Source organism: Streptomyces sp. NBC_01549, assembly GCF_026339955.1.
Lineage (GTDB): Bacteria > Actinomycetota > Actinomycetes > Streptomycetales > Streptomycetaceae > Streptomyces.
Genome location: NZ_JAPEPW010000001.1, coordinates 4002569 through 4020000, shown reverse-complemented (window position 1 = coordinate 4020000; position 17432 = coordinate 4002569). Strand labels below are relative to the sequence as shown.

The window sequence follows — 17432 nt, the reverse complement described above, 5'->3', positions numbered from 1 at the left end:
GGCCGATCGCGGTCGAGACGCTCAGCCACGGCCGTTCGCTGGGGAAGCTGGCCTTCGGGCTGCGGGTGGTGCGGGACGACGGGGGGCCGATCCGGTTCCGGCACGCGTTGGTGCGTGGTGCGATCGGTGTGGTCGAGTTTCTGATGACGTTCGGGATCATCGCCTGCATCGCGTCGCTCGTGTCGGCTCGGGGGCGGCGGCTCGGTGACGTCTTCGCGGGGACCCTGGTCGTGCGGGAGCGGATTCCGGTCGGACGTACAGCCTTCGTGCCCCCACCCCCGCCCTGGCTGGCGGGGCGGTTCTCCGGTCTTGATCTGTCGGCCGTGCCAGACGGGCTGTGGCTGGCCATTCGCCAGTACCTGACGCGGATGCAGCAGCTGGATCCTCAGGTCGGTGGTGCCATGGCGAAGCGGCTCGCGTCCGATCTAGCCGCCCGCACGGGGGCTCCGGCGCCGCAGGGTGTTCCGGCGGCCGCGTATCTGGCGGCCGTGGTGCAGGAACGACAGGCGCGCGACGCTCGGCGGGCCTTCGGCGGCGGGACCGCTCCGGCGGTGTACGGGGGCCCGGCTGGGCTCGTCGCCGGGATGCCCGGCGCGGGCGGTGGCCCGGTCGCGCGGCAACCGGGGGCTTACGCCTATCCATCGGCGGCTCCCTCGTCACCGGCAGCGGCGGGGGACTCGTATCCCTCGGTCTCCGCGGCCCCGGAGCGTCCGGCAGCGTCGGCGCAGCAGGCGCCGCGGGACGAGCCGGTCGAACGCCCCGCGACCGGGTTCGCACCGCCCGCCTGAACCTGCTCCGAACCGTGCCACGGCGTCGTCAGGCGAAGACCGACGGCGGGGATTCGAGGTGCTCGAGCTCTATGCCGGGCGCTGCCAGGACCACGTCTCCCGCGAGGTGCACCGCGTGCTGCTCCCCTGTGTCCAGGGCTGTGACCTGGTATTCGTCCACAGTCAGGGGGCCGTTGTCAGTAGCGTGTGTTTCTCTCGAGATCAAGGCCCAGGACTGGTCGACGGTGCGGGGGGCGAGGACCGGGTCGGTGAAGGCGACGAGGCGTACGCGGATCGCGGGGGCATCGGGGGTGAGGCGCAGGAGACGGGCGGTGGCGATGAGGAACGCGGGAGACGTGCCGGTGAAGGCGTGGGCGCGGACATTGCCTTCGGTGGCCTCGGTGCCGGTGGGATCGGTGCGGACCCAGGTGACGCCGTCGAGGGCGGCGCCGCGCACCTGCCAGCTCGCGGCGTGCAGTTCGAGACGGATGGGGCGGCCGAGCTCGTCGAGGGCCAGATCGACGGAGCCGGCGTGATCCCCGGAGGGGGTGGTCAGTTGGGAGACATAGCGCCAGCCGGAGGGGCCGGGCGCGCAGTGGAAGTGTTCTTCCGCGAGGGGGGTGTGATCGTGCGGATCATGGAGCGAATAACGACCGCGGGGCATGGGCGTTCAGGTCCTCATCGGGGACAGGCCCCCGCCACGGGGGCAGGGGCCTGCTGACATCCGTGTGCCGAGCGGTGGTACCGCTGCTCGGCGGGGTGCTCAGTAGCGGTAGTGGTCCGACTTGTACGGGCCCTCGACCTCTACGCCGATGTAGGCGGCCTGCTCCGGGCGGAGCGTGGTGAGCTTGACGCCGAGGGCGTCGAGGTGGAGACGGGCGACCTTCTCGTCGAGGTGCTTGGGCAGCACGTAGACGTCGATCGGGTACTCCTCGGGCTTGGTGTACAGCTCGATCTGGGCCAGGGTCTGGTCCGCGAACGAGTTGGACATCACGAACGAGGGGTGGCCGGTGGCGTTGCCCAGGTTCAGCAGGCGGCCCTCGGACAGGACGATGATCACCTTGCCGTCGGAAAACGTCCAGGTGTGGACCTGCGGCTTGACCTCGTCCTTGACGATGCCCGGGATCTGCGCGAGGCCGGCCATGTCGATCTCGTTGTCGAAGTGGCCGATGTTGCCCACGATCGCCTGGTGCTTCATCTTGGCCATGTCCGTGGCCATGATGATGTCCTTGTTGCCGGTCGTGGTGACGAAGATGTCGGCCTTGTCGATGACCTCGTCGAGGGTCGTGACCTGGTAGCCGTCCATCGCCGCCTGCAGCGCGCAGATCGGGTCGATCTCGGTGATGATCACCCGGGCGCCCTGGCCGCGCAGGGACTCCGCGCAGCCCTTGCCCACGTCGCCGTAGCCGCAGACGACGGCGGACTTGCCGCCGATCAGGACGTCGGTGGCGCGGTTGATGCCGTCGATCAGGGAGTGGCGGCAGCCGTACTTGTTGTCGAACTTCGACTTGGTGACGGCGTCGTTCACGTTGATCGCCGGGAACAGGAGGGTGCCGTCGCGGTGCATCTCGTACAGGCGGTGCACGCCCGTCGTGGTCTCCTCGGTCACGCCGCGGATCTCCGAGGCGAGCTGGGTCCACTTCTGCGAGCCGTCGGTGATGGTGCGGTTGAGGAGTTCGAGGACGACGCGGTGCTCCTCGTTCTCGGCGGTGTCGACCGAGGGGACCTTGCCGTCCTTCTCGTACTTGACGCCGTTGTGCACGAGGAGGGTGGCGTCACCGCCGTCGTCCAGGATCATGTTCGGGCCGCCGGTGGGGGTGTTCGGCCAGGTCAGAGCCTGCTCCGTGCACCACCAGTACTCCTCCAGGGTCTCGCCCTTCCAGGCGAAGACCGGGACGCCCTGCGGGTTGTCGGGCGTGCCGTTCGGGCCGACCGCGATGGCGGCGGCGGCGTGGTCCTGGGTGGAGAAGATGTTGCAGGAGGCCCAGCGGACCTCGGCGCCGAGGGCGACCAGGGTCTCGATGAGGACGGCGGTCTGCACCGTCATGTGCAGGGAGCCGGTGACGCGGGCGCCCGCGAGGGGCTGCGCGGCGGCGTACTCCTTGCGGATCGACATCAGGCCGGGCATCTCGTGCTCGGCGAGGGTGATCTCCTTGCGGCCGAACTCGGCCAGGGAGAGGTCGGCGACCTTGAAGTCCTGTCGGTTGTCGACAGTCGTCATTGCGAGCTGCTCCTCGTGGTCTGGATTGGGGCGAGGTGGATACGGCTGTCTGCGCGGCGCGGGCATACGCATGCCCGCGCAGGGCACGTACGTACCCCGCAACAGGGCACAGGCGTGCCTGATGCGCGCAGCGCAGTCCGTCGGAGGCCCTCTCTCCCTCGGCCGGTCCGCGGTGGGACCGCCCGACCGCCATCAGCAGCGACGTCTGGCTCAGTCACCAAGCTACACCGGTCGCCCCGGGCCGCCCCAGCCCGGCTCCGGCCAACGCGCGTTCCGGACAAGGTCGCGGACTGGCTCGAACGGCATCGAGGGGCGTTGGCCGGGGGTCGGGCCCGCTGTCCCTGGGAGAGGTGGGGGAGCTCGTCTTCGGGTGGATCAGTGCTCGGAAGGAGTCTGGGCGGGGCCCCCGGGGGTCGCCTCGGGGTCCGACCCCTTGGCCGCTTCCGCCTCGCTGTAGATGTCCGGTTCCAGGTAGATCACTCGGGCGATCGGGACGGCGACGCGGATGCGGGACTCGGCGGCGTTGATCGCGGTGGCGACCTCGGCGGCCGTGTCGTCGTGCTGGACGGCGATCTTCGCGGCGACCAGGAGCTCCTCCGGGCCGAGGTGGAGCGTGCGCATGTGGATGATGCCGGTGACCGTGTGGCCGTCGACGATCGAGGCCTCGATCTTCTTGACCTCTTCGACGCCCGCGGCCTCGCCCAGCAGGAGGGACTTGGTCTCCGCGGCGAGGACCAGCGCGATCAGGATGAGCAGGATGCCGATGCAGAGCGTGCCGATGCCGTCCCAGACGCCGTCGCCCGTGAGCAGGGCGAGGCCGACGCCGCCGAGGGCGAGGACCAGACCGATGAGCGCGCCGAAGTCCTCCAGGAGGACGACCGGCAGCTCAGGGGCCTTGGCGCGGCGGATGAACTGCGACCAGGAGTGCGCGCCGCGCAGTTCGTTGGACTCCTTGATGGCCGTACGGAAGGAGAAGCCCTCGGCGATGATCGCGAACACCAGGACACCCACCGGCCAGTACCAGTGTTCGATCTCGTGCGGGTGTTTGATCTTCTCGTAGCCCTCGTAGACGGCGAACATGCCGCCGACGGAGAAGAGGACGATCGAGACGAGGAAGGCGTAGATGTAGCGCTCGCGGCCGTAGCCGAAGGGGTGCTGGGGGGTCGCCTCGCGCTGGGCCTTCTTGCCGCCGATCAGGAGCAGGGCCTGGTTGCCGGAGTCGGCGAGCGAGTGGACGCCCTCGGCGAGCATCGAGGACGAGCCGCTGAAGGCGAACGCCACGAACTTCGATGCCGCGATCGCGAGATTGGCGCCGAGTGCCGCCACGATCGCTCTGGTGCCGCCTGAAGCGCTCATGTGCTCCTGCTGTCCCTTCGTACGCCGTCCGGGCCCCGTTCGTACCCTCGTACGCCGGTCCGGGCTTTGCCCGCCCTTTGCGGTGGGCCATTGTTGCAGCCCGGTCCGGCGGCGGTACGTCTGGCCGCCACAGCCGCCCCGTCAGGCCACCACTGTCGCACGGAAGATCGTGCCGGACCCGGACACCTCTGCCTTTTCGCCCGCCGGTACGAAGACCGACTCGCCGGGGGCGAGCGTGCTGCCGTCGGCGCGTACGGAACCCGCCGTGCAGAGCAGGATCTGCGGGGTCTCGCGCGTGAGGTCGTGCGGGGCGGCGCCTTCCGCGAGGGCGTATCGGGAGAGGCGGAACTCGTCGATGGGGGTCTCGTAGACCTCCTCGCCGTCGGGGGACGCCTCCGGGCGCAGGACGCCGGGGTCGCTCGCCTCGAAGCGGACGATGCGCAGGAGTTCGGGAACGTCGACGTGCTTGGGGGTCAGGCCGCAGCGCAGGACGTTGTCGCTGTTGGCCATGATTTCGACGCCGAGGCCGTTCAGATAGGCGTGCGGGACGCCGGCGCCGAGGAACAGGGCCTCGCCGGGCTGGAGTTGGACGTAGTTGAGGAGCATCGCGGCGATGACGCCGGGGTCGCCCGGGTAGTGGTGGGCGATGTCGGCGTAGGGGGCGTAGGCCCCGCCGAGGCGGTCGCAGGCGGCCGCGGCCTCGGTGACCGTGTGGGCCATGGCGTCGGGGTCCGCGCTCAGTATCGCCGTCAGGACCTCGCGCAGCGCCGCGTCCTCCGGGTGGGCGTGCAGCAGGTCGACGTAGGGCTTGAGGGAGTCGACGTCCAGGCCCGCGAGCAGTTCGGCGGCGTCGTCCGGGCTGCGGAAACCGCACAGACCGTCGAACTCGGTGAGGGCACAGATCAGTTCGGGCTTGTGGTTGGCGTCCTTGTAGTTGCGGTGCGAGGCGTCTATCGGGATGCCGCGGAGCTCCTCGTCCTCGTACCCCTCCTTCGCCTGTTCGAGGTTGGGGTGCACCTGGAGGGAGAGGGGCGCGCCCGCGGCGAGGATCTTGAGCAGGAACGGCAAGCGGGGGCCGAACTTGGCGACGGCCGCATGGCCGAGCTCCTTCTCGGGGTCCTCGCCGATGACCTCGTCGAGGGGACCGCGTGCCGTGCGGGAGGGTGCGCCCGGGTGGGCGCCCATCCACATCTCCGCCTGCGGTTCGCCGGTCGGCTCGACGCCGAGCAGCCGCGGGATGGCGGTGGTCGAGCCCCAGGCGTAGGGGCGGACGGTGTTGTCGAGGCGGTCCATGTGTGTCGTTCTCTCCGTACGTACGCTGCGCTGGTCAGGGGCCCGGGTCGGCAAAGGCTGCTCGGTTGCCTGGCTACAAGATCAGGCCCCTGAAGCGAGCGCCAGGTAAACGGCGGCGAAATCCGTGACGGCGATCAGTTCCGCGAGGGTCTCCAGTTCTCCGCCCTCCTCCGGTTCGAGCTCGCTGATCGCGGTGTCGTGGCTGAGGGCGAGCTCGCGGGCGGCCGGGGCGGCGGTGAGGCCGCCGGCCGGGCGGTCGCGCAGGAGCACCACGCGCGCGTGCAGGGCCTGGGCCTCTTCCACGCGGTCGCGGAAGAAGTCGTCGGGGTCGGCGCCGGCGGCGAGTGCGCCCGCGAGCAGCACGCTGTGGCAGGCGAGTGCCTCGGGGAGTTCGGCGGTGAGGGCGGGGCGGCCCGCCAGTTCCGCGAGCGCGGCGGTGAAGCGGCGGCCAGCGGGGCCGGCGGAGGTGCCCTCCGTCCAGATCACCGGGAGTGCCTCGGCGAGCTCGGCGGCGAGTGACTTGGCCGGGTTGCTGTAGGGCGCGATGGCCGGGCCGCAGCGCTCGGCGACGCGGTCGAGGCGGTCGGCGACTTTCTCCAGCGCCTCAGGCGGGGCGGAGACCAGACCGGTGCGGTCCAATAGCACGAGCAGCGGGGTGAGTAGGGCCCACAGGACGCCGGGGGCGGAGGCCGCGAGGGGTTCGGCCGGCTCGTACGGGGCGGTCGCCATCGGTACGAACAGGCCGTGCGTGCCCTGTACGGACTCCACGATCGGGGTGCCGGCGGGGGCCACCGCCACGACGGAGCAGCCGCGCCGGTACGCCTGCTCGACCAGGAGTTCGAGGCCTGGTTCGCTGCCGTCGGGGGTGGCGATCAGCAGGAGGTCCACCGGGCCCGCCCAGCCGGGCAGTTCCCAGCGGAGGGCGCCTGCTGCAGGGGCGACGCCAGTGGGGGTGAGCCGGGTGGTGGGGCAGCTCGCCCCGGCGAGTGTGCCGAGCAGTTCGGCGACGCCTGTGGCGGCCAGGCCGGGGCCGGCGATCAGGACGGCGCGTGGGCGGCCGTCCGGCTTCAGTTCCGCGATTCCGGCCTCCGTGGCGTGCCGGACCGCGGTACGCACACGGGCGCCGGCCTCGGCGGCGCCCCGGAGCAGCTCGCGACGGTCGGCGCGGGCGAGCGCCTCTGGGTCGTCGAGCAGCGATTCGTCGAGCATGGGTCGGCAGCCTCCCGATCGCCGGTGTGTTGCCTCTGTCGCCTGATTCGCCTGTGTGGTGGGGGTCGTCGGGTGTCGTCTGGGTGTCGTCGGGTGGGGTTTACGCCGGGCGGCGGGCCTCGTCGACGAGCAGTACGGGGATGCCGTCCCGGACGGGGTAGGCGAGGCCGCAGTCCTGGCCTGTGCAGAGCAGCTCGCTCTCCTGCTCCTTGAGCGGGGCGTGGCAGGCCGGGCAGGCGAGGATCTCCAGGAGGCCGGCTTCGAGCGGCATGGGGTGTCCTTTCGAACAGGGTGGATGCGGCCTGGTCAGCGTACCGCTGTGGGGGGTGGGGTGCCGGGGTGTGGGGGCGTGCGGATTTCGCCCCCGCCGCCCTTACCCGTCCCATCCCCAGGGGCTCCGCCCCTGCACCCCGCCAGGGGCGCCGCGCCCCCTGGACCCCCGCATCGCCCGAAGGGCTCGTCCTCAAACGCCGGACGGGCTGGATGGTGCGGGCCGGGGGTGGGTGGGGCATCGGCCTTCGACCTCGTCCTCGAACGCCGGACGGGCTGGAGACGCGGGCTGGCCCAGGGTGGGTGGAGCATCGGCCCCCAGCCTCGTCCTCACACGCCGGACGGGCTGAAGACGCGGGCCAGGTGGAGGTTTTCAGGGGCGCGGGGAACTGCGCGACCAGCCCCGTGTTCAGCCCCTGATGATTTCCAGTACCTCGTCTCGTACCTTCGCCATCGTCGCCTCGTCCCTCGCCTCCGTGTTCAGGCGGAGGAGGGGCTCCGTGTTGGAGGGGCGGACGTTGAACCATGAGTCGTCCGCGGTGACGGTCAGGCCGTCGAGCTCGTCGATGGTGACGCCCTCGCGGCCCTCGTACGCGGCCCTGATCGCGGCGAGGCGGGCCGTCTGGTCGTCGACCGTGGAGTTGATCTCGCCGGAGCCGACGTAGCGGTCGTACTCGGCGACGAGCTGGGAGAGCGGGCCGTCCTGGCCACCGAGGGTGGCCAGGACGTGCAGGGCGGCCAGCATGCCCGTGTCGGCGTTCCAGAAGTCGCGGAAGTAGTAGTGCGCGGAGTGCTCGCCGCCGAAGATCGCGCCGGTACGGGCCATTTCGGCCTTGATGAAGGAGTGGCCGACGCGGGTGCGGACCGGGGTGCCGCCATGCTCGCGGACGACCTCGGGCACCGACCAGGAGGTGATGAGGTTGTGGATGACCGTGCCGCCGCCGTGCTTGCCGAGTTCGCGGGCGGCGACCAGGGCGGTGATCGCGGACGGGGAGACCGGGTCGCCGTTCTCGTCGACGACGAAGCAGCGGTCCGCGTCGCCGTCGAAGGCGATGCCGATGTCGGCGCTCTCCTCGCGCACGCGCTGCTGGAGGTCGACGAGGTTCGCCGGGTCCAGCGGGTTCGCCTCGTGGTTCGGGAACGTGCCGTCCAGCTCGAAGTACATGGGCACGAGGTCGAGGGGGAGGCCCGCGAAGACGGTGGGCACCGTGTGCCCGCCCATGCCGTTGCCCGCGTCGACCACGACCTTCAGGGGGCGGATGCCGGTCAGGTCGACGAGCGAGCGGAGGTACGCCGAGTAGTCCTCCAACGTGTCCCGCTGCGTGATCGTTCCCGGCGTCGCGTCGGAGGCCGGGAGGCCCGAGTCGAGCCAGGACTCCACGAGTTCGCGGATCTCGGCCAGACCGGTGTCCTGACCGACCGGGGCGGCGCCCGCGCGGCACATCTTGATGCCGTTGTACTGGGCGGGGTTGTGCGAAGCCGTGAACATGGCGCCCGGCAGGTCGAACGCACCCGAGGCGTAGTAGAGCTGGTCGGTGGAGCACAGGCCGATTTCGGTCACGTCGACACCGCGTGCCGCCGCCCCGCGTGCGAAGGCGCGCGACAGGCCGGGCGACGAGGGCCGCATGTCGTGCCCGATCACGATGGCGTCCGCTCCGGTCACCTGGACGAAGGCCGCCCCGAACAGCTCGGCCATCGGCTCGTCCCACTGGTCCGGGACCACCCCGCGTACGTCGTACGCCTTCACGAGCTGCGACAGATCAGCAGTCACGGCCAACCTTCCAGAAGTCCACTTCGGTCGCCCCAAACTACCCGTACCGGCTGACAGCACGCCGTGAAGGGGCCGATCGGACGCTCACCCGTCATCTGGGAGCCCCAACCGTCACCCGGGGGTAACGTGCGAGGTGGAATCCGGCCGTCAGGGCAGCATCCAGTCGAGGACCGGCGAGCTCTGGCCCAGCACGATCAGGCACATGATCAGCAGCAGCCCGGCGCTCCACGGGAGCACTTTGCGCAACAGGTCGCCCTCGCGGCCCGCGAGCCCGACCGCCGCGCACGCGATGGTCAGGTTCTGCGGCGAGATCATCTTGCCGAGCACTCCGCCCGAACTGTTGGCGGCAGCGAGCAGTTCGGGTGACAGCCCCGACTCGTGGGCGGCGCTCACCTGGAGGGCGCCGAAAAGGGCGTTCGCCGAGGTGTCCGAGCCGGACACCGCCACGCCGAACCAGCCCAGAACGGGTGACAAGAAGGCGAGTCCCGCTCCGGCCGCCGCCACGAAGTGGCCGATCGTGGCCGCCTGTCCGGACAGGTTCATGACGTAGGCGAGGGCCAGCACGGACGTCACGGTCAGGATCGCGAACCTCAACTCGTGCACCGTCGCGGCCCATTCCTCGACCGCCACACGCGCGTGCACCCCGAGTACGACGGCCGTGCACAGCCCGGCGAGCAGGACGAGGGTCCCGCCGGTCGACACGAGGGGGAGGGTGAGGACATTGCCCCCGACCGGCTTGCCTTCGGAGGTGACGACGTCCAGGAAGGGCCAGTCGTACGTACGGGTCGCACGCGCCAGCCAGTCCTTGACCGGCGGGATCTGCGCGATCGAGAAGATGACGACGATCAGCGCGTACGGGGCGTAGGCGCGCACGACCTCGGGGCGCGGGTCCTCCTGGTCCAGGTCCTCGCTGCGTACGCCGGTCAGGACCGCGGCTCGTACGGGCTCGGCGGCGGGCCTGCGCGCGTGCGGTACGGCGACCAGGGCAGCGGCACCCGCCAAAGAGGCCCCGATGTCGACCAGTTGCGCGGAGACATAGTTCGAGGCGGCGAACTGGGCGGCGGCGAAGGCGACTCCGCACACCAGGGCGGGCACCCAGGTCTCGCGCAGCCCGCGCCGACCGTCGACCAGTCCGACGAGCACCAGGGGCACGACGAGGGCCAGCAGCGGGGTCTGACGACCCACCACGGAGGCGACGGAATCCAGTGGCAGGCCGGTGACTTGGGCGAGTGTGACCACCGGGGTACCCATCGCGCCGAAGGCGACCGGTGCGGTGTTGGCGACCAGCGCCACCATGGCCGCGCGCACCGGGTCGAAGCCGAGCGCGACCAGCATCACCGAGCAGATCGCGACGGGCGCGCCGAAACCCGCGAGGGCTTCCAGGAGCGCGCCGAAGCAGAAGGCGACGACGAGTGCCTGGATGCGCGGGTCGTCGGACAGTCGCCCGAACGAGCGGCGCAGGACGTCGAAGTGCCGGGTGCGGACGGTCATCCGGTACACCCACAGGGCGTTGACGACGATCCACAGGATGGGGAAGAGACCGAAGACGGCTCCCTGGGCGGCGCTGGAGAGCGTCTGGCCGACCGGCATGCCGTACGCGAGCCGGGCGACCAGCGAGGCCGCCAGGAGGCCGATGAGGCCGGCCCGGTGCGCCTTCATGCGGACGCCGCCGAGCAGGACGAGAACGATGGCGAGGGGCAGGGTCGCCACGAGGGCGGAGAAGCCGAGCGAGTCGGCCACGGGTTCCAGTTTCTGGATGTACACGGGCGCCTCCCCGGGTTCCGCCGCGCGGGAGATTCCGCGATGCGGAAAGCGTTTTCTCGCGAACGGGAAAATCGTCGTGTCCGCGACAAGCCCTCGTCAATGGGCGTGCACGACTCGATGGAGCCGAGGACGAAGCCGAGGGAGGAAGCTCAGTGGGGTCGACCCTGGGTACGGAGGGGGCGGAGGATACGGAGGGGGCGCTCAGTTGTCCGGCGAGCGCAGCACCCGCAGGTGGCCGCGGCGCGCGACCTCCATCGGGTCCGCCGAGCGGGCGCCGCCACCGGCCTCGGCGGTGCGCTGCTGCGGCCTGGCCGCCTCGCGTACCGCGTTGGCGAGCGCTTCCAGATCGTCACCGCTGGGGCGGGAGGGAGCGGAGGCGTCGGCGAGCCGGACGACCTCCCAGCCGCGCGGCGCGGTGAGGCGCTCGGAGTGCTCGGCGCACAGGTCGTAGCAGTGGGGTTCGGCGTAGGTGGCGAGCGGACCGAGGACCGCGGTCGAGTCGGCGTAGACGTACGTCAGCGTCGCAACGGCGGGACGGCCGCAAGCGGTTCGCGAACAGCGACGTACAGGGCTCACGACGTTGGACGGTACCGCACTCTTGAGCGGGCCGCGACGACTCTCCCCCAGGTCACCCCACCGTGTCGTACTGTGAGTCCGCCCACACAAGCCTTCGGACCGCCCGTCCTGACCTGGGACGACATCCCGTTGCGAGATCCCGAACGGACCTGAATCCGGTCACCACTTGGTGCAAACCATGTCAATTGCCATGTGAGCGACGGTCCTGGAGAGATACGGAATCGAGCCCAAGCTTGGCCGGAATGGTCATCCTGCGACATCCGGAACGTGCGGCGGGCTTCCCGGCCCGGGCCGCGGGCAGCCGCGTGGGCGCCGGGCACGCAGACCTCGTGGGGACTACTCTTCGTCAGTGATGGACACCCCTGTACCGCCCACCGCCGCCGCACCCGGGCCCCGCCGTCGTGATCGCCACGGAAGGGGCATGCGCGGCCCCGTCGCGCCGCCCCAGGTACCGCTCGCCGCGAGCCGCGCCGAGGTCTTCGCGGACCTGGTGCAGGACTCCGTGGAGCGGCTCGAGCGGCGCTGGCCCCAGCTCGCCGACATCGACTTCATGGTCCTGGAAGTGCCCCGTCTGGACGGCTCCGGCGAGGGCTGGAACGACGAGGCGGTGCCCCTGGGGGGCACGATCCCGGCGCACGAGGACCATCCCGCGCGCGTGGTCGTCTACCGTCGCCCGGTCGAGATTCGCACCAAGGGCCGCGACGAGCGCGCGGCGCTGGTGCACGAGGTCGTCGTGGAGCAGGTCGCGGAGCTGCTGGGGCTGACACCGGAGACGGTGGACCCGCGCTACGGCGAGGACTGAGACCCGCCGGACCACTACGGGGAGCACCCGCGGAGCGCCCACCAGGTCTCCCTTGAGGACCCGGTGGATCACCCGTACGGGATCACTTCTTCAGCAGCACCGACAGATCCTGGTCCGCCTCCGGCACCGCGACCGTCCCGCGGTCGTCCGGGAGGGTCTGGATCGTGAACCCGAGGACGCCCTCCTTGGCGGAGGCGAGGGTCCGGGAGGCGTAGACGGGGCCTCCGGAGACGGACTCGACCGTCAGGGCGTACGTCCCCTTGAGCCCGGCCGGGACCGGCGCGTCGACGTCCTGGGTCGTACCGCTCTTGATCGTGTACGTCTTCGTCGCCGCCGTACCGCCCTCGCTGCCGGCGGACGCGGTGACCTTGACCTGGGCGGTCTGACCGGGGGCGGACAGGGCGAGGGTAGTGCCCTTGGAGCTGTTGTCGGCGACCGTCGCGCGGGCGCCGACCGGGCCGGTGGCCGGGATGAACGCCATCTCCTGCTTGCCGCCCTTGCCGCGCACCACCTGCAGGGCGGCGACCACGGGCACCGAGGTGCCGGTGGAGGTGACCACCAGGGAGCCGGCCTCGCCGCGCGTGACGTCGCCGAGGTCGGCCGCGGCGGTCATGCCCGCCTTGACGTGCAGCGTCTCGTTGCCGGCCGGTGTGATCAGGCCCGAGGGCGAGGCGAGGCGGATCTTCAGGTCGGCGTCCTGGTCGCCGGGCGCGAAGGCGACCAGCCGCACGGCCGTGGCGTCCTTGGGAATGCCCGGCATGACGAGGCTGCCCGCCGGGTCGGTGGAGGCGGCCAGCCAGTCGCCGCCGATCTTGTCGTCCAGGGCCTGGACGGTGGCGCCGACGCGGCCGCTGCGGACGGTCACATGGGCGGTGAGGTCGCTCTGCTGCCCGCTCGCGAGCGTGCTCAGCAGGATGGGCTCGCTGGCGTGCGGCTGGACCGTGATGCCCTCGCCCACCGCGGACTTGAGGGTGCCGTCCTTGCCGTACAGCTCGATGTCGACGACGGCCGCCGAGTCGTCGGGGTTGGTCAAGTGCACATAGTCGGTACGGCCGGTGGCGGTGCTGACGCCCGGGAACCAGAAATCGGTGTCCGGTGCGGTGCAGTTGGTGCCGAGCAGACCGCGGCCGGTGCCCGCGGCGACCGCGGTGGTCTCCTGGACGGTCCAGCCGGGCGCGAACTTGCCCTCGGCGGTGCCGACGAGCGCGGACGGCTCGGATCCCGAGCCGTCACCGGTGGCCGGTTTGCCGGGCTCCGCCGGCTTCAGGGCGGGCTTCACGGTCTTCTTGCCGGTCTTCTTGCCGCTCGTGGAGTCCGCCGACTCCTGGGTCGCGGCCTGCAGTTCGGCCTTGCCGCTGTCGACGGCGCCCTGGGTGACGGGCGTGAACGACGTGTACGCCGTCTCCGCGATCTCGGAGGTGCTGGGCTGCGGGCAGAGCAGGCTGGTGCGCTCCACGGGCTGCTGGGCGACCGCCTTGGCGGTGTTGTCGCCGGAGGCGGCCGGCGCGTTGAGCGAGGCGAATCCGGTGACGGCGGCGAGCGCGGTCGCGCCGGCGATCAGGGACAGGGTGGTGCGGTTCACTGCTGGCTCCCGTCGGGGCGCTCACTGTCGGTGCCGTGCGGCGGCTGCGGGGACGTGCTCGGGTCGTAGCCCTGGCCGGTCCCGTCGTAGCCCTGGTACGTCTGCATCGGGTCGTACGGTGCCGTGCCCCCGTAGGCGTACGGGTCGTACTGCCCCGCCTGGTAGCCGTCCGCCTGGTAGGGCTGCTCGTAGGTGCCCGCCGGGTACTGCTGCTGGCCCTGGTGCTGCTCGCCGCCGTAGGTGCCGTACTCGGCGCCCGCGTAGGTCGATGAGTCCCACTCGTCGTACGCCTGCTGCTGTGGGACCGCCGCGGGCGCCTGCTCGGCCTCCTCCGGAGGAGGAAGGGCGCCCTCTTCCTGGAAGGCCTGGTCGGTCTGGGCGGACTGTTCCGCCTCCGCCTCGGCCTCGGCCTGCGCGCGCAGACGGCGGGCGCGGCGGCCCTCGCCCGTGACGTCCTGGGCGGGGACGACCGGCTCCTCGGGGAGATCGTCGTCGACGTCACGGCGCCGCCCGGGCAGGGCGAGGACCACGAGGACGACGGCGAGCGCGCCCTGGGCCCACAGCCAGCCGGTGTGGCTCATCGGGGCGTCGAAGGTGACGTCCAGCCTGCCGCCGCTCGCGGGCAGTTCGAAGCCCTGCGCCCAGCCGTCGACGGTGGTGCGGGTGAGCGGCTTGCCGTCCAGGGTCGCCGTCCAGCCCGCGTCCGCCGTGTCGGCGAGGCGCAGCACGCGGCCCTCTCCCCCGGAGGGGATGGTGGTGTGCAGTTCGACGGGTCCGGCGGCGATGGACAGGGCCTCGCCGGACTTGGGGACGATCGAGGCGCGCGAGACCTGGCTGTCCAGACGCCACAGGGCGCTGCCGTCCTGCTGGCTGAGCCGGGTCAGGCCCGGGGTGGCGTCCAGGACGCGGCTCATCTCGCGGGGCGCGCCCTTGCGGACCAGGACATAGCGCACGGCGAAACCGCCGAGCTGGTTCGCCTGGTCCGCGCCGGAGCCCGCGACGAGGTTGGCGACGACCTTGTTGAGCTTCGTGTTCTCACCGCCCGCCGCCGCGAGTTCGCCGTCGCCCATCCGGGCGCCGGAGCCACGGACGAGGGTGTAGCCGACGCGGGCGCGAGAGTCGCTGTCGAGGACGAGGGTGCGGGCCTGGTCGCGGGTGCCGGACTCCTCGGCGACGAACGCGGGCACCTGCACCGGGTCGCGGCGCTCCACGGGTCCGTCGGCGCCGCCGAGGACCCATCCTGCGGCCATCAGCAGCGGGCCGGCGGCCGAGGCGAACGCGATGAGCGCGGCGACCGGCTGGCGCCAGCCGAAGCTCTGCTCGGCCACACGCGCGCGTGCCCCGTCGGCGCCGAGCGTGGCGGCGGCGAGCAGTGCCAGGCCGTAGACGAGGGTGGCCGGTCCCGCCCAGGCCGACTTGTTGGACAGCACGGCGAAGACGAGTGCCACCAGGGCGACGACCCAGGCGGCCCACACCGCTCGCTGCCGCTCGCCGCGCATCAGGGCGGCCAGGGCCGCGAGCACGACGCCGATGAGCATCAGTCCGCTGACCGTTCCGGGGCCGCCGGGGCTCGCGCCGAGCAGGTCGAGCGCGGAGGCCGCGCTCGCGCCGTAGGGCATCCCGGCTTCCTTGAAGAAGCCGAACGGGAGCAGCGTCAGCGACCAGGGGGCGAGGACCAGCAGCGGGGTGCCGAGCTGGGCCAGGAAACGCGGCCCGTAGGCGGTGATCTCCCTTCGGCGCACTGCGAGGAGGGCGATTCCCAGGACCAGCGCGATGGGCCACACGATCGGCGTGAACGCCGTGGTGAACGTGAGGAGGAGGGCGTACGCCCAGGTCGCGCGCCAGCTTCCGCGCGCGCCAGAGGAGTGGGCCAGCCCGCTCGCGGCGATGCCCGCGCGCGCGATCAGCGGCAGCAGGATCGCCAGGAAGGCGGTACCGATGCGCCCGCCGGCGAGGGCGCCGGTGGCGGCGGGCAGGAAGGCGTACACCACGGACGCCCAGGCACGCAGCAGGCGCGACTCGACGAGGGGGCGCGAGGCGAAGTACGCGGCGAAGCCGGCCAGCGGAACGGAGGCCACCAGGAGCACGGTGACCGCGAGCCCGGTGGAGCCGAGGAGCAGGGAGGACAGCAGGGCGACGAGCGCAAGGTAGGGCGGCGCGGTCTCCGTGCCGCCGGCGCCCACCGGGTGCCAGCCGTCGGCGTAGCGCGACCACAGCTCGGAGGCGTCGGCGGGCGCGGGCAGCAGCGCGCCGCCGGCGAGCGACCCGCTGCCGAGCAGGCCGCGGCAGGCCAGGAGGGAGACGAAGAGCAGTACCAGGAAGAGCATCGGGCCGGGGTTGCGGGCGATGCGCTTGAGTCGGGCGAACTGCTCGATCTCCAGGAAGTCCGCGTCGTCGCCGCCGGGCCCGGACTCGACGGCGCTGCCGTGCCGTCCGGCTCCGGTGGTGGCCTCGGGGTCGTCGCGGCCCACGAGGTTGCCCGCGACCTGCTCGACGGTGGCCCGCACGGTCGCGCCGGGCGGCGGGAACAGCGGGCGCAGCTCGCCCTTGTCGACCTGGGGGCGACCGCGTCTGCGGCGGCCCGCGAGGATCCGCTCGGGGCGCAGCAGGGTGCCCAGCAGGCCGCGGATCTCGTCGACGGCCTGTCCGGGGACCTTGCCGACGAGGTAGGCGACGGTGCGCAGCAGGGTGCCGAGGACGAGCCGGATCAGGATCCAGGGCAGCTGTGCCGTACGCGCGTTGACGAGGAGGGTGTAGACGGCGCCCGCCTTGTCGACCTTGTGTGGGGAGGCGGCGGTGCGGCCCACGCAGTCGACGGTGCGGCGCTCGCGGGAGGCGGCCTCGGCGTGCCGGACGACCGCTTCGGGGGCGACGAGGACGCGGTGTCCGGCGGCCTGGGCGCGCCAGCACAGGTCGACGTCGTCACGCATCAGGGGCAGTCGGCGGTCGAAGCCGCCGAGTTCCTCGAAGACGTCTCGCCGGATCAGCATGCCGGCGGTGGACACGGCGAGCACGGGGTGGACGTGATCGTGCTGGCCCTGGTCCTGCTCGCGGCGGTCCAGGCCCGTCCAGCGGCGGCCGGAGTTGGCGATGGTGACGCCGACCTCCAGGAGCGCTCGCCGGTCGTACCAGCCGCGCAGCTTGGGGCCGACCACGGCGACATCCCTGCCGAACTCCTGTTCGCTCTCCACGACCCGGAGCATCTGGGCCAGGGCGTCGGGCTCGGGGGCGCTGTCGTCGTGCAGCAGCCAGAGCCACTGCTCGGGCTCGCCGTGCGGAAGCTCCGGCAGGTCGTAAGCGTCGTCGCGCCAGGTCCGGGTGACCGGATCCCAGCCGCTGGGGCGCTTCAAATAGGGCAGGTCGTCCGGGGTGAGCACGCCGGCGCCGCGGGTGGCCTCCTCGACGGCCTGGCCGAAGCCGGTGCGCCGGGCGAGGTGCACCACCCGGTCGGCGCCGAGTGCGTCGGTGAGCAGCAGGGCGGAGTCGTCCGCGCTGCCGGTGTCGGCCGCCACCGCGTTCTGCACCGGGCGCTCCTGGCCGAGCAGCCCGGCGAGCGCTTCGGGCAGCCAGCGGGCGCCGTCGTGGGAGACGAGGACCGCGGTCACCACGTGGCGCGGAAACTCAGGTGTGGCGGCGTCGTGTTGGACTGCCGAATGGCTGTGCACGGACATCGAGGTACGGGCCCCGGTTCGATGGACTGCGGTGGACGTCTGTGTCCGGCGGGGACAGCGGGACGTCTCGGACGAGGGCCCACACTAACGGCTGGGCAACACAGCGGCCCGCCGCCTGTGGATAACCCACCTGCGACGGGCCGTTCTTAC

The 17432-nt window shown here is 71.9% G+C and carries 13 protein-coding genes (1 of these 13 cut by a window edge); 2 read left to right on the top strand and 11 right to left on the bottom strand.

Translation table 11 applies throughout. From position 1 onward, the window contains the following. Positions 1-788, top strand: partial view of an RDD family protein gene (locus tag OG819_RS17995; protein ID WP_266650312.1) — the 3' portion only. Its footprint begins 211 nt before the window's first position; only the last 788 of its 999 coding nucleotides appear in the window; its start codon lies beyond the left edge, outside the window; it ends in the stop codon at positions 786-788. Positions 789-816: 28 nt separating this feature from the next. Here the strand turns inward: OG819_RS17995 and OG819_RS17990 are convergent, their stop codons facing one another. The 9 genes from OG819_RS17990 to OG819_RS17950 all read right to left on the bottom strand — a co-directional run bounded on the left by OG819_RS17990 (position 817) and on the right by OG819_RS17950 (position 11227). Further along, entirely contained in the window at positions 817-1431 is a 615-nt protein-coding gene (locus tag OG819_RS17990; RefSeq protein WP_266625090.1) for a hypothetical protein, read from the bottom strand. Between the two features lie 99 nt (positions 1432-1530). Then, entirely contained in the window at positions 1531-2988 is a 1458-nt protein-coding gene (ahcY, locus tag OG819_RS17985; protein ID WP_266650310.1) for an adenosylhomocysteinase, read from the bottom strand. A gap of 375 nt (positions 2989-3363) precedes the next feature. Next, complete coding sequence (locus OG819_RS17980) at positions 3364-4344, bottom strand: cation diffusion facilitator family transporter (RefSeq protein ID WP_266625098.1); 981 nt, start codon at positions 4342-4344, stop codon at positions 3364-3366. Positions 4345-4485: 141 nt separating this feature from the next. Beyond that, the gene (gene manA / locus OG819_RS17975) at positions 4486-5637 is read right to left on the bottom strand and encodes a mannose-6-phosphate isomerase, class I (RefSeq protein ID WP_266650308.1); all 1152 of its coding nucleotides are present in this window, start codon (positions 5635-5637) and stop codon (positions 4486-4488) included. A gap of 81 nt (positions 5638-5718) precedes the next feature. Continuing rightward, the gene (locus OG819_RS17970) at positions 5719-6846 is read right to left on the bottom strand and encodes an SIS domain-containing protein (RefSeq protein WP_266625102.1); all 1128 of its coding nucleotides are present in this window, start codon (positions 6844-6846) and stop codon (positions 5719-5721) included. 100 nt (positions 6847-6946) lie between these two features. Continuing rightward, entirely contained in the window at positions 6947-7117 is a 171-nt protein-coding gene (locus OG819_RS17965; protein WP_266413406.1) for a Trm112 family protein, read from the bottom strand. Between the two features lie 408 nt (positions 7118-7525). Next, complete coding sequence (locus OG819_RS17960; protein WP_266625105.1) at positions 7526-8887, bottom strand: phosphomannomutase/phosphoglucomutase; 1362 nt, start codon at positions 8885-8887, stop codon at positions 7526-7528. Between the two features lie 147 nt (positions 8888-9034). After that, complete coding sequence (locus OG819_RS17955; protein ID WP_266650306.1) at positions 9035-10651, bottom strand: L-lactate permease; 1617 nt, start codon at positions 10649-10651, stop codon at positions 9035-9037. Between the two features lie 201 nt (positions 10652-10852). Beyond that, positions 10853-11227, bottom strand: coding sequence for a DUF3499 domain-containing protein (locus OG819_RS17950; RefSeq protein ID WP_211118721.1), 375 nt, complete (start codon positions 11225-11227; stop codon positions 10853-10855). A 352-nt stretch (positions 11228-11579) separates the two neighbouring features. On the opposite strand from OG819_RS17950, the gene OG819_RS17945 reads away from it, so the two are divergent. Further along, a complete protein-coding gene (locus tag OG819_RS17945; RefSeq protein WP_266421682.1) occupies positions 11580-12029 on the top strand; it encodes a metallopeptidase family protein in 450 nt (149 codons plus the stop codon). Between the two features lie 82 nt (positions 12030-12111). On the opposite strand, the gene OG819_RS17940 is transcribed toward OG819_RS17945, so the two are convergent. Together OG819_RS17940 and OG819_RS17935 are read right to left on the bottom strand one after the other, a co-directional pair. Next, positions 12112-13611 carry a DUF5719 family protein gene (locus tag OG819_RS17940; RefSeq protein ID WP_266650305.1) on the bottom strand — a complete coding sequence of 500 codons (1500 nt, stop codon included), beginning with the start codon at positions 13609-13611 and terminating at the stop codon, positions 12112-12114. Further along, positions 13608-17282 carry a glycosyltransferase gene (locus OG819_RS17935; protein WP_266650304.1) on the bottom strand — a complete coding sequence of 1225 codons (3675 nt, stop codon included), beginning with the start codon at positions 17280-17282 and terminating at the stop codon, positions 13608-13610. Before OG819_RS17935 ends, OG819_RS17940 begins: the two co-directional genes overlap by 4 nt. Between the last annotated feature and the right edge of the window lie 150 nt (positions 17283-17432).

What these genes read in the sequence shown, in the direction of transcription:
- OG819_RS17990 (WP_266625090.1), bottom strand. Translation starts at nt 1,431, where the DNA reads ATGCCCCGCGGTCGTTATTCGCTCCATGATCCGCACGATCACACCCCC.
- manA (WP_266650308.1), bottom strand. Translation starts at nt 5,637, where the DNA reads ATGGACCGCCTCGACAACACCGTCCGCCCCTACGCCTGGGGCTCGACC.
- OG819_RS17945 (WP_266421682.1), top strand. Translation starts at nt 11,580, where the DNA reads ATGGACACCCCTGTACCGCCCACCGCCGCCGCACCCGGGCCCCGCCGT.
- OG819_RS17935 (WP_266650304.1), bottom strand. Translation starts at nt 17,282, where the DNA reads ATGTCCGTGCACAGCCATTCGGCAGTCCAACACGACGCCGCCACACCT.
- OG819_RS17980 (WP_266625098.1), bottom strand. Translation starts at nt 4,344, where the DNA reads ATGAGCGCTTCAGGCGGCACCAGAGCGATCGTGGCGGCACTCGGCGCC.
- ahcY (WP_266650310.1), bottom strand. Translation starts at nt 2,988, where the DNA reads ATGACGACTGTCGACAACCGACAGGACTTCAAGGTCGCCGACCTCTCC.
- OG819_RS17965 (WP_266413406.1), bottom strand. Translation starts at nt 7,117, where the DNA reads ATGCCGCTCGAAGCCGGCCTCCTGGAGATCCTCGCCTGCCCGGCCTGC.
- OG819_RS17970 (WP_266625102.1), bottom strand. Translation starts at nt 6,846, where the DNA reads ATGCTCGACGAATCGCTGCTCGACGACCCAGAGGCGCTCGCCCGCGCC.